This is a genomic window from Methylobacterium isbiliense (assembly GCF_022179325.1).
GTDB lineage: Bacteria > Pseudomonadota > Alphaproteobacteria > Rhizobiales > Beijerinckiaceae > Methylobacterium > Methylobacterium isbiliense.
Genome location: NZ_BPQQ01000023.1, coordinates 97,085 through 108,353 on the forward strand (window position 1 = coordinate 97,085; position 11,269 = coordinate 108,353).

Consider the following 11,269-nt stretch of genomic DNA (forward strand, 5'->3'; position numbering starts at 1 on the left):
CGGCGACGCACGAGGCGGGCCTCGGCTGCCGAACGGACGCGGGATCCGCTTCCCTTGCGGGAGGAAATTCCGCGCAGCTCAGTACACGTCGGCCTGGTAGCGGCCGGCCTTCTTGAGGGCGGCAAGATAGGCGACCGCGTCCTCCGGGCTGCGTCCGCCTTCCTTTGCGGCGATGTCGATGAGCGCGCGCTCGACGTCCTTGGCCATGCGCTTGGCATCGCCGCAGACGTAGAAATGCGCGCCCTCCTCGAGCCAGCGCCACAGCTCGCGGCCGTTCTCGCGCATGCGGTCCTGGACGTAGGTCTTCTCCGCCCCGTCGCGGGACCACGCGAGCGACAGGCGGGTGAGCACGCCCTGATCCTTCAGGGCGTTCAGCTCCTCGCGGTAGAAGAAGTCGGACGCCTGCCGCTGGTGGCCGAAGAACAGCCAGTTGCGGCCGGGCGCCCGGGTGGCGGCGCGCTCGCGCAGGAAGGCGCGGAAGGGCGCGATGCCGGTGCCGGGACCGCACATGATGATCGGCGTCTCGGGCGAGGCGGGCAGGCCGAAGCCGTGCGCCTTCTGCAGGTAGACCCGCACGGTCGCGGTCTCGGCCAGCCGCTCGCCGAGATGGGTCGAGGCGACGCCGAGGCGCAGGCGCGAGCGGTGGCTGTAGCGCACCGCGTCCACCGTGAGCGAGACCCGGCCCGGATCGGCCTTGGGCGAGGACGAGATCGAGTAGAGGCGCGGCTGCAGCTCGTCGAGGGCTTCGAGGAAGACCTCGGCGTCCGGCCGCGCGCCCGGGAACTTGTGCAGGGCGGCCAGCACGTCGAGATGGGCGAGGTCGCCGTCCGGGTCCTCGCCCGCCGCAAGGCTCTGCGCCTTGCGGCGCTGCGCCCCCGAGGTGAGGAGCGACAGGAGCTGAAAGAGGCTGTCGGGCGCCGCGCCGAGCGCGTAGGTGGTGAGCAGGTGCTCGCGCAGGGTTTTCTCGCCGAACTTGGTGGCGATCACCCGCTCCGGCCGGGCACCCAGTTCGGCGATCACCGTGTCGACGAGGGCCGGGGCGTTGGCCGGAAACAGGCCGAGCGAGTCGCCGACCACGTAGTCGATGCCGGTGCCCTGGAGGTCGATCTCGATGTGCCACGTCTCCTTCTCGCCGCCCGGCGCGTTGAGGCGCCGCCGCGAGAGGAAGACGGCCTCGGCCGGGTTCTCGCGGCACAGGCCGTAGGGCCCGAGCGGCACCTCCGCCCTGGGGGCCTCCTCGGCCGCCGTCGCCGCGGCCCCTGCGGGAGGCGCGGCGCCCAGCTCCGCCTCCAGCTTCTTCAGCATCCGGAGCGTGTCCTTGCCGCCGGGCTGGCAGAGGTTCAGGCGCTCCTCCTTCTTGAGGAAGATCGCATTGGCATAGTCGGCGCAGTTGTAGCCGCACTGGCCGCAATCCTGCTGGGCCATCGCGGCCATCAGCTTCTGCGGCGCGGGGCGGTCCTTGGCCATCCCCATGCGCTCGTCGAGAGGCAGCGAGGGATCGTGCCAGGGCGCATCGCCGTTGTCGGCGAGCGCCGGGCCCGACGGGACCTCGGCGGCACCGAGGGCCGTGGCCCCCTCGATCGCCGGGCCGAGCAGCGCCGCGAAGTAGCCCGAGAGCCACGCCCGCTGGTCGGGATTGAAGGGAGCGCTCTCGGGGATCAGGACGAGGGGGGGCGTGACGTGCTGGGTCATGGTCGCGGATCGGGCTCGACGGTGTCAGGCGGGGCGCGGGGCGGGGCGTGCGGCGGGGCTCACTCCGCCGCCTCCAGCATCCGCGTCTCGGCGAGGCCCTTCAGGGCCTCGGGGCCGCGGCGGGCCGTGAAGGCCTGGAAGCTCTCCTGCGGGCCGGTGCGGTGGGCGAGGTAGTCGCGCAGCAGCAACTCCACCCGGCCGGGGCAATCCTCGGCCTTCACGGACTTCCAGATCTCGGTGCCGATCTTCGGGTTGTCGGCGAAGCCGCCGCCCACCACGATGTCGTAGCCCTCGACGGTGTCGCCCTCCTCGCTCACCACCACCTTGGCGCCGATCAGGCCGATGTCGCCGATGTAGTGCTGGGCGCAGGAATGGTGGCAGCCCGTGAGGTGCAGGTTCACCGGGACGTCGAGATCCCCGACCCTGGCCTCAACGTAATCGGCGATCATCAGGGCGTGGCCCTTGGTGTCGGAAGCGGCGAACTTGCAGCCGCGGTTGCCCGTGCAGGCAACGAGGCCCGCGCGGATGCTCGACGCCTTGGTGGTGAGCCCGAGCGCGGCCACGCGCGCCTCCACCTCCGCCACCTTCGCGTCCGGCACGCCGGAGAACAGGAAGTTCTGCCACACGGTGAGGCGGATCTGCCCGTCGCCGCATTCCTGCGCGATGGCGGCGAGCGACCGCATCTGGTCGGTGGTCATCTTGCCGACCGGCAGCACGACGCCGATCCAGTTCAGCCCCGCCTGCTTCTGGGGATGCACGCCCACATGGGCGGTGCGGTCGAAGCCGCCCCGGGGCTTGACGTGGGCCGGGTCGACCCGGTCGAGCTTGCGCCCGAGCTTCTCCTCCACGGCGGCGAGGTACTTGTCGAAGCCCCAGGCGTCGAGGACGTACTTCATCCGCGCCTTGTTGCGGTTGGTGCGGTCGCCGTTCTCGATGAAGACGCGCAGGATCGCGTCGGCGACCCGGTTGCACTCCTGGGGCGGCAGCACCACGCCGGTATCTCGCGCGAGATCCCGGTGGCCGGAGATGCCGCCGAGCACGAGGCGCATCCAGATCCCGGGCGCGACGCCCGCGCCCTCCATCACCTCGATCGCCTGGAAGCCGATGTCGTTCGTCTCCTCCAGCACCGGCAGCACGCCGCCGCCGTCGAAGGCGACGTTGAACTTGCGCGGCAGGCCGTAGAGCGAGCGGTCGTTGAGGATCCAGTTGTGCCAGGACTTGGCCAGCGGCCGCGTGTCGAGGATCTCCTGCGCGTCGATGCCGGCGGTGGGCGAGCCCGTGACGTTGCGGATGTTGTCCGCGCCGGCGCCCCGCGCGGTGAGCCCGAGATCCACGAGCCCGTCCAGGAAGGGCTGGCCGTGCTCGGGCGCGATCTCGCGCACCTGGAGGTTGGCCCGGGTGGTGACGTGGGCGTAGCCGCCCCCATGCGCATCCGCGAGGTCGGCGATCCCGGCGAACTGCCAGTGGTGCAGGATGCCGTTGGGGATGCGCAGGCGGCACATGTAGGAGGTCTGGGCCGGTGCGACCCAGAACAGCCCGTGGTAGCGCCAGCGGAAATTGTCCTCGGGCTTGGGGGCCTTGCCGGTCGCGGCCTCGGCGATCAGGCGGTTGTGGCCGTCGAAGGGGTTCTCGGCCCGCTTCCACTTCTCCTGATCGCAGAGCTTGCCGCCCGCCTTGGTAACCTTGTCCTGGGCCTTGATGTGGATCGCGTCCGGGCCGGTCGGCTCGGGCGCCGGGCCCGCGGCGGGCGCCCCGCCGAGGCCGAGCCCGCCGGTCAGGCGGACCGCCTGGATGCCGTTGGCGAATCCTTCGAGGTAACGCTTCTGCTCGGCGTCGAAGTCGTCGGCCATTGCGCGCTCCTTCACGCTGCGAGGGGTTGGGGATCGGTGCGCCCGAACATCAGGTCGTCGCGGTCGGCGCGGGACAGGGGGGTGCCCGAGCGGAGCAAGGCCTTGCACCAGCCCTGCTCGGCGACGTCGCCGACGAAGACGGCCCCGAGGAGCCGGTTCTGCGCGATGACGAGCTTGCGGTAGAGGCCCGCGGCCGGGTCGCTCCAGATCACGGCCTCGGCGCCCTCGGGCACGTCGACCACGCCCGCGGAAAAGACCGGCAGGCCCGAGACCTTGAGGCTGGTGGCGAGCGCCGTGCCCGCGTAGGCCGCCGCCCCGCCGCAGAGGTGGCGGGCCAGCACCTCGGCCTGCTCGTAGGCGGGCTCGACGAGGCCATAGGTCTGGCCCCGGTGCTCGGCGCACTCGCCCAGCGCGAAGACGGCCGGGTCGGATGTGGCGAGCTGGTCGTCCACCCTGATGCCGCGGCCGACATCGAGGCCCGCGGCCTGCGCGAGCGCGGTGGACGGGCGCACGCCCACGGACATGACCACGAGGTCGGCCGGCAGGACCGTGCCGTCGGCGAGGCGCAACGCCTCCACCCGGCCCTCGCCCTCCACCGCGGCCGTGTCCGCCAGCAGACGCACCCGCACCCCGCGCGCCTCGATGGCGCTCTTCACGAGTGCCGCGGCCGCGTGGTCGAGCTGGCGCTCCATCAGCCGGTCCATGACGTGCAGGAGCGTGGTGCCGACGCCGAGCCGGGCGAGCCCGATGGCCGCTTCGAGGCCCAGCAGCCCGCCGCCGATGACGATGGCGCGCGCGCCCGCCACCGCGGCCCGGCGGATCGCCGCCACGTCGGCGAGGTCGCGGAAGGTGATGACGCCGGGCAGGTCCATGCCGGGCTTCGGCAGCCGGATCGGCACCGACCCCACCGCCAGGACGAGCCTGTCGTAGGGCAGGGTCAGGTCCCCGCCCACCGCGACCGTGCGGGCGGCGCGGTCGATGGCGGTGACGGGCGCGCCCGTCACCAGGGTGATGCCGTGCCCGGCATACCAGTCCAGGCCGCGGAACGTGCAGGCGGCCTCGTCGACCTCGCCGCCGAGCAGCGAGGAGAGCAGCACGCGGTTGTAGGCGGCCACCGGCTCGGCCCCCACGACCGTCACCGCGAAGCGGCCCGGCGCCGCCTCGGTCAGCCGCTCGAGGAAGCGCAGCGAGGCCATGCCGTTGCCCACGACCACGAGACGCTCGGCCGGACCGTCCTGCATCGCCCCGTCCCTCACGCGGCGAGCGCCGGCTTGGCGTGGCGGGCGTACAGGAACTCCAGAACCTCGGCCCGGGCATGCGTGTAGATCGGGTCCTCGACGAGGTCGAGGCGCCGGCGCGGCCGGGCGAGCGGCACGTCCAGCACCTCGCCGATCGTCGCCGAAGGGCCGTTCGTCATCATCACGATGCGGTCGGAGAGGAGCACCGCCTCGTCCACGTCGTGGGTGATCATGATGACGGTGTTCTTCAGCCGCAGCTGGATCTCCATGAGCTGGTCCTGGAGATGGGCGCGGGTGAGCGCGTCGAGGGCGCCGAAGGGCTCGTCCATCAGGAGCACCTTCGGCTCCATGGCGAGCGCCCGGGCGATGCCGACGCGCTGCTTCATGCCGCCCGAGATCTCGTGCGGGCGCTTCTCGGCCGCATGGGTCATGTTCACGAGGGCGAGGTTGTGGTCGATCCACTCCCGGCGCTCGGCCCGGCTCTTCTTGGCGCGCAGCACCTTGTCGACCGCGAGCGCGACGTTCTCGCGGACCGTGAGCCAGGGCAGGAGCGAGTGGTTCTGAAAAACCACCGCCCGCTCGGGGCCGGGGCTGTTGACCTCGCGGTCGTCGAGCAGCACGCCCCCGGTCGAGGCGCGCAGCAGGCCCGCCACGATGTTGAGCACCGTGGACTTGCCGCAGCCCGAATGCCCGATCAGGGAGACGAACTCTCCCTTGGCGATGGTGAGGTTGACGTCGCGCAGCACTTCCGTGGTGCGCCCGCCCCGCGTGAAGCTGATGCCGACGTTCGAGAGGACGAGATGGGACATGGGGGAGGGTCCTCAGGCGGTGGCGGTGCCGCGGGTGACGAGCACGCCGATCCCGGCGACCATGCGGTCGAGGACGAAGCCGATCACGCCGACATAGACGAGGGCCACGATGATCTCGCTGATGTGCGAGGAGTTCCACGCGTCCCAGATGAAGAAGCCGATGCCGACGCCGCCGATCAGCATCTCGGCCGCCACGATGGCGAGCCACGACAGGCCGACGCCGATGCGCAGCCCCGTGAAGATGTAGGGGGCGGCGGACGGCAGCATCACCTTGCCGAAGAACTCGAAAGCGTTGAGGCGCAGCACCGCCGCGACGTTGCGGTAATCCTGCGGGATGTTGCGGATGCCGACCGCCGTGTTGATGATGATCGGCCAGATCGAGGTGATGAAGATCACGAAGATCGCCGAGGGCTGGCCGTCCCGGAAGGCCGCGAGCGAGAGCGGCAGCCACGCGAGCGGCGGGATGGTGCGCAGCACCTGGAAGATCGGATCGAGCCCGCGCATCGCCCATTCGGACTGGCCGACCAGCGTGCCGAGGAGGATGCCGACGATGGCCGCGAGGGCGAAGCCGAGCGCCACGCGCTGGAGGCTCGCGGCGATGTGCCAGAACAGCCCCTTGTCGGTGCCGCCGTTGTCGAAGAACGGATCGATGATGATCGGCCACGCCTCGGAGAGCACCCGGGAGGGCGGCGGCAGGCCGGCGCCGGGCCGGGCGCAGAGCACCTCCCACAGGAGCAGGAACAGGCCGAGCACCACGAGGGGCGGGACGATGCGCGCGGCCGCACCCCGCAGCATCGCGGCGGTGATCAGGGGGCGGCGCGCGGCCTCGCCCCGGGGACGGACGGCGGACAGGCCGCCGAGCGAGAAGCCGAGCGCCATCACGCCACCTTCTTGATGCTGAGGCTGGCGAGGTACGCCGCCGGGTCGGCCGGATCGAAGACCTTGCCGTCGAAGAAGGCCTCCTTGCCGCGCGAGGTCGAGGCCGGGATCTCGGCGACGCCGAGCGCCTTGGCGGCCTCGCGCCAGAGATCCTCGCGGTTCACCTTGGCGATGAGCGCCTTGGTGTCTGTCTGCGCGTCGAACTTGCCCCAGCGGATGTCCTCGGTGAGGAACCAGAGGTCGTGGGACTGGAACGGGTAGGAGGCGTGGTCGCGGAAGAACTTCATCACGAAGGGGCTGTCCTGGACGACGCGGCCGTCGCCGTAGTCGATCGTGCCCTTCATGCGCCCGGCGACGTCGCCGACCGGGATGTTGATCCATTGGCGCTTGGCGACGATGGCGGCGAACTCGTCGCGGTTCTCCGGCTTGTCGCACCATTGCTGCGCTTCAAGCACCGCCATCAGCAGCGCGCGGGTGGCGTTCGGGTGTTTCTCCACGAAGTCGGCCCGCATCGCGAAGGCCTTCTCGGGATGGTCCTTCCACAACTCGCCGGTGGTGAGCGCGGTGTAGCCGAGGCCCTGCTGGACGAGCTGCGCGTTCCACGGCTCGCCGACGCAGAAGCAGTCCATCGTGCCGACCTTCATGTTCGCCACCATCTGGGGCGGCGGCACCACGATCGTCTCGATATCCTTGTCCGGATCGATCCCGCCGGCGGCCAGCCAGTAGCGGATCCAGAGGTCGTGGGTGCCGCCCGGGAAGGTCATGGCGGCCTTCACGGACTTGCCGGCGGCCTTCTTCTTCTCGGTCGCGACCCGGAAGACCTTGGAGTCGAGCGCGACCTTGGCGTCGAGGTACTCCTTGGCGACCGAGATGCACTGGCCGTTGGTGTTGAGCCGGGCGAGGATGTGCATCGGCACCGGCACGTTGTTCTGCGTCACGCGGCCGGCGCTGATCAGGTAGGGCATCGGCGACAGGATGTGCGCGCCGTCGATGCCGTTGCCGCCGGAGCCCAGCACGAGGTTGTCGCGGGTCGTGCCCCAGGAGGCCTGCTTGAGCACCTCGACGTCGGGCATGCCGTGCTTGGCGAAGAAGCCCTTCTCCTTGGCGACAAAGAGGGGACCCGCGTCGGTGAGCGCGATGAAGCCGAGCTTGGCGCCCTTCACCTCCGGGCCGGCCCCCTGGGCGAAGGCCCCGCCCGGAAGCGCGGCCCGCGCGGCCGCGGCGAGCGACAGCGCACCGGCAGCGCCCTTCAGGATCCCGCGCCGCGTGGTGTGGGCACGCGCACTCCGCTCACGACCGTCCTGGTCACTCCCGTCGTGGTCACTCTTGCCGATCGACACCCTTGCCGCTCCTCTTGCCCTCGGACGATCCCGCCCGGCCCGAACGAAAAAACCGCTGCCCAAGCTCGACCGCGGCCGCCGTCCTGCGGGGCCTGTGCGGGGGGACTCGGGTCAGCGGCTCTGCTGACGGTATCGACCCGTCGGCGCTGACGGATCGTCCCCAGTCCAGCAGGTTCCGTGCCAAGTCCGCCGCGGCGATCCCGACCGCCGAGATCGAAGGCGTCCGTAGGCGCCCGGACCGGCCAAGCTGCCGACACCGGGCTCTGCTGCGATGCACAAAACATGGGCGGCCTGATCGCCGTCCGGGCAGCGGCGGCGATTGCCTCAATCGCAGGCAGCGAGCAGGTCGGGCCGGAGGAAGCCCGCGGCGGCACCCCGGGCCGCGGCCACGTCGGCGAGCTGGCGGGCCGCCGCCATCTCCTCCAGCATCCAGGTCGCGGTGCCGGGCTCGAGCGAGAGCGCGTCCTCGCCGAGGACGAGGTAGTCCGGGGCGGCGCGCACGCTGCCGTCGGGGGCCACCTGCAGGTCGCCCCGCAGGCCGCGCAGGATCAGGTCGGGATCGACGTCGAGATGCCGCCGCCCGCCGAGCAGGCGCGCGAGATCGGGCCAGTGCTCGGGCGTGCCGCACCAGCGGGCGGCCGCCTTCAGTGCCCGCAGGAGCGGGGCCGCGCGCTCCTCCATCTCGGCCGCCAGGGTCAGCACCTTCTCGGGGCAGGCGGGCGCGATGTCGACGCCGAGCGCGGCGATACGGCCGACGCCCGCCGCCACCGCGACGCTGTTCCACGGGGCGCCGACGCAGAAGCCGTCGATGAGGCCGCGCCGCAGCGACTCCACCGTGCGCGGCGGCGGCACGACGACGAGGCGCACGAGGTCGAGCCGGCCGCCCCCGAGGGCGAGCAGCCGGCCGAGCTGATAGGTGTGGCTGGAGAACGGGTGCACGGTGGCGAGGCACAGCGGCCGGCCGGCGGCGAAGCGGGTTTCCGCCAGCCGCGCCAGCGCCCGTGCCACGTCGGGCAGCGCGTCGGAGGCCGGCGCCATCGCCTGCCACAGCGCCAGCGACACGGTGACGGCGTTGCCGTTGCGGGCGAGCGCCGCCGGGGCGATCAGCCGGGCCGGCGGCCCGCTCAGCCCGAGATGGCTCGCCAGGGCCAGCGGGGCGAGCAGGTGCGCCCCGTCGAGGAGGCCGAGCGCCAGCTTGTCGCGCAGCGTCGCCCAGGAGGGCTCGGCCACGAGGTCGACGCGCATGCCTTCGCGTGCCGCGAACCCGCCCTCGACCAGCGCGATCACGGCGGCGGCATCGGTGAGCGGAACGTAGCCGAGTTGCAGCCTCATCCGAGCAGGTCCGCGGCGGTGACGATGGCCCGGGCGATGTCGACGATCTTGCGCTTCTCGTTCATGGCCTTGCGGCGCATCTGCCGGTAGGCCTCGTCCTCCGAAAGCCCCCTGGCGGTCATCAGGATGCCCTTGGCCCGGTCGATCAGCTTGCGGTCGGCGAGTTCGCTGCGCGCCTCCGTGAGTTCGCGCTGCAGCCGCGCGAAGGCGTTGAAGCGCAGGATGGCGATGTCGATGATCGGCTTGATCCGCTCCGCCTTGAGCCCGTCCACGACGTAGGCCGAGATGCCGGCATCGACGGCGGCCTGCATCATCGGCACGTCGCTGCGGTCGACGAACATCGCCACGGGCCGCTCCACGAGGCGCGAGACGCCGAACATCTGCTCCAGGAGATCGCGGCTCGGGCTCTCGAGATGGATCACCACCACGTCCGGGGAGAGGGCCGAGAGCCGGTCGAGGAGATCCACCGTGTCGGGGATGACCACGACGCGGGCGCCCTCGACGGTGCGCAGACCCTCCTCCAGCACCGCCGCACGGGCCCGGCTCGGATCGACGACCGCGATGGTGAGGTGCTGCTCGGGAGAGGGCAGGGGAGAGGGGGACGCGAGATCGGGCATGCGGCAGCGGGCGAGGCAATTGTCGGGCCGGGCGGCGCGGCCCGGCAGCTCGGACCGGGACAGCGGCGGCCGAGCCGGGCGCGGCGGAAGCGGCGCGGCACGCAACCAAGGCCGTCCTGCGGCGCTCTATATCGGCGGCAGCGCGACGCCGCAGAGGAGACCCGCCGCGGCATGCCCCTCGACCCGCCCCACCGCTTCCCCTGAGGACACGCCGTGATCGCCGCACTCCTCGCCGTCGCCACGGTGCTGGCGCCCGGCGCCGACCGGGCGGCCTCCTTCCTGCGCGCGAGCGCCGCCCGGACCGGGCAGGACATCGCCGAGGCCGTGGCGCTCGCGCGGCCCGCAGTGCCGGCCCTCTACCGCGCCGAGGCACGGGCGGTGTCGAACTGGCGCGAGGAGACCCGCGAGGCGCTGCGGCCGGTCTCGCTCGCCCTGGTGGCCTTCGCCTCGCCGGTGGATCCCGCCTTCGTGGCCCGCTGCGTCAAGCTCAACAACTACTGGTGCATCAAGCGCGCGAACTGGGACGGCGAGATCGGCGCCGATGCCGAGGGCCATACGGGCTTCGCGACGGCCGGGCACGGCGCCGACGCCGCGGTCTCGCTGCTGCGGCGCTACTACACGGTGCTCGGTCGCCGCTCCGCCCTGGCGATCGTGCGGCGCTGGGCGCCGGCCGAATGCGGCGCGCCGGTCGCGGTCCGTCCGCGCGGCACGCCCCAAGGCGCATCACGCGGCGCGCCGGCCTCGCCCGCACTGGCGGCGCTGGCCCCGCAGGGCATCGGCCGCACGGTCCGGGCGCGCTTCCTGGCCGCGCGGGGACGGGGCGTGCCGGCCCGCCGCGTCGCGGCGGCCAAGCCCGCGGCGGTCAAGCCGGCGGCGGTCAAGCCCGTGGCGGCAGCGAGGTCGCCCGCCATCCCGTCGGCGGCGACCGAGACCCTCGCGGCCCGCCCCGCACCGGCCAAGCCCGCCGCCGGGTCGGCGCTGCGCGTCCAGCCCTGGTCGGCCCTCGCGCGCCTCTCCGGGCGTCCGCGCGGCAGCGCCCGGCCGCTGCCGCTGATGGCGACGCCCTCGATCGCCACCGGCCTCGGTCCCGCCGCGCCGCGGCCGGCTTCCGCCGCGGTCACGCCCGGTCGGGTCCTCGACGGCGAGCGGCTCGCCGCCGAGGCCGCATTGCTGCCCTCTCTGACCTCGCTCACCTCCGTGGCGGCGCTGCCCGCGGCCCTGCGGCCGCCGCCGCCGCTCTGCAGCTCGGACGAGACCCGGATCCAGAACTATGCCGGCCGCATATCCGCGAGCGTCGGGCTCAAGGCCGGCGACGACCTCGGCCTGTTCGACGCGGAGGGGCACGCCACGGCGCGCCTCGCTCCCGTGCTGCTGGCGATGTCGGCGGTCGAACTCGGCAGCCTCCAGGCGAGCCCCTCCCTGGTGGCCGACGCCATCGCCCGGGCCGAGGCGGCCAGGCCGCAGCCGGACGCGCCGCCGGGGCGGGCCGCCTCCGCGCCCTGACCGCGCCCT

9 protein-coding genes are annotated in these 11,269 nt (G+C 72.7%); 1 reads left to right on the top strand and 8 read right to left on the bottom strand.

The window, feature by feature from the left end:
• Positions 1-78: 78 nt before the first annotated feature.
• From MFF61_RS11530 to MFF61_RS11565, 8 genes are all read right to left on the bottom strand, one after another.
• Entirely contained in the window at positions 79-1,692 is a 1,614-nt protein-coding gene (locus tag MFF61_RS11530) for a sulfite reductase subunit alpha (RefSeq protein WP_238235262.1), read from the bottom strand.
• 59 nt (positions 1,693-1,751) lie between these two features.
• Complete coding sequence (locus MFF61_RS11535; protein ID WP_238235263.1) at positions 1,752-3,542, bottom strand: NirA family protein; 1,791 nt, start codon at positions 3,540-3,542, stop codon at positions 1,752-1,754.
• A gap of 11 nt (positions 3,543-3,553) precedes the next feature.
• On the bottom strand, positions 3,554-4,783 hold the full coding sequence (locus tag MFF61_RS11540) for an NAD(P)/FAD-dependent oxidoreductase (RefSeq protein WP_238235264.1): 1,230 nt from the start codon (positions 4,781-4,783) through the stop codon (positions 3,554-3,556).
• 11 nt (positions 4,784-4,794) lie between these two features.
• Complete coding sequence (locus tag MFF61_RS11545) at positions 4,795-5,589, bottom strand: ABC transporter ATP-binding protein (RefSeq protein ID WP_238235265.1); 795 nt, start codon at positions 5,587-5,589, stop codon at positions 4,795-4,797.
• A gap of 12 nt (positions 5,590-5,601) precedes the next feature.
• Positions 5,602-6,468, bottom strand: a complete 867-nt coding sequence (ntrB, locus tag MFF61_RS11550) for a nitrate ABC transporter permease (protein WP_238235266.1) — start codon at positions 6,466-6,468, stop codon at positions 5,602-5,604.
• Positions 6,468-7,724, bottom strand: a complete 1,257-nt coding sequence (locus MFF61_RS11555) for a CmpA/NrtA family ABC transporter substrate-binding protein (protein WP_238235277.1) — start codon at positions 7,722-7,724, stop codon at positions 6,468-6,470. The genes ntrB and MFF61_RS11555 overlap by 1 nt, the downstream gene beginning before the upstream one ends.
• Before the next feature lie 408 nt (positions 7,725-8,132).
• Positions 8,133-9,140 carry a CmpA/NrtA family ABC transporter substrate-binding protein gene (locus MFF61_RS11560; RefSeq protein WP_238235267.1) on the bottom strand — a complete coding sequence of 336 codons (1,008 nt, stop codon included), beginning with the start codon at positions 9,138-9,140 and terminating at the stop codon, positions 8,133-8,135.
• Positions 9,137-9,757, bottom strand: coding sequence for an ANTAR domain-containing response regulator (locus MFF61_RS11565; protein WP_238235268.1), 621 nt, complete (start codon positions 9,755-9,757; stop codon positions 9,137-9,139). Before MFF61_RS11565 ends, MFF61_RS11560 begins: the two co-directional genes overlap by 4 nt.
• A gap of 213 nt (positions 9,758-9,970) precedes the next feature.
• Between MFF61_RS11565 and MFF61_RS11570 the strand changes: the two genes are divergently transcribed.
• Entirely contained in the window at positions 9,971-11,260 is a 1,290-nt protein-coding gene (locus MFF61_RS11570) for a hypothetical protein (protein WP_238235269.1), read from the top strand.
• The last annotated feature ends 9 nt before the right edge of the window (positions 11,261-11,269 follow it).

Excerpts from the sequence above, each read along its gene's own strand:
- MFF61_RS11565 (WP_238235268.1), bottom strand. The coding sequence starts at position 9,757 with ATGCCCGATCTCGCGTCCCCCTCTCCCCTGCCCTCTCCCGAGCAGCAC.
- MFF61_RS11530 (WP_238235262.1), bottom strand. The coding sequence starts at position 1,692 with ATGACCCAGCACGTCACGCCCCCCCTCGTCCTGATCCCCGAGAGCGCT.
- MFF61_RS11535 (WP_238235263.1), bottom strand. The coding sequence starts at position 3,542 with ATGGCCGACGACTTCGACGCCGAGCAGAAGCGTTACCTCGAAGGATTC.
- MFF61_RS11545 (WP_238235265.1), bottom strand. The coding sequence starts at position 5,589 with ATGTCCCATCTCGTCCTCTCGAACGTCGGCATCAGCTTCACGCGGGGC.
- MFF61_RS11540 (WP_238235264.1), bottom strand. The coding sequence starts at position 4,783 with ATGCAGGACGGTCCGGCCGAGCGTCTCGTGGTCGTGGGCAACGGCATG.
- MFF61_RS11560 (WP_238235267.1), bottom strand. The coding sequence starts at position 9,140 with ATGAGGCTGCAACTCGGCTACGTTCCGCTCACCGATGCCGCCGCCGTG.
- ntrB (WP_238235266.1), bottom strand. The coding sequence starts at position 6,468 with ATGGCGCTCGGCTTCTCGCTCGGCGGCCTGTCCGCCGTCCGTCCCCGG.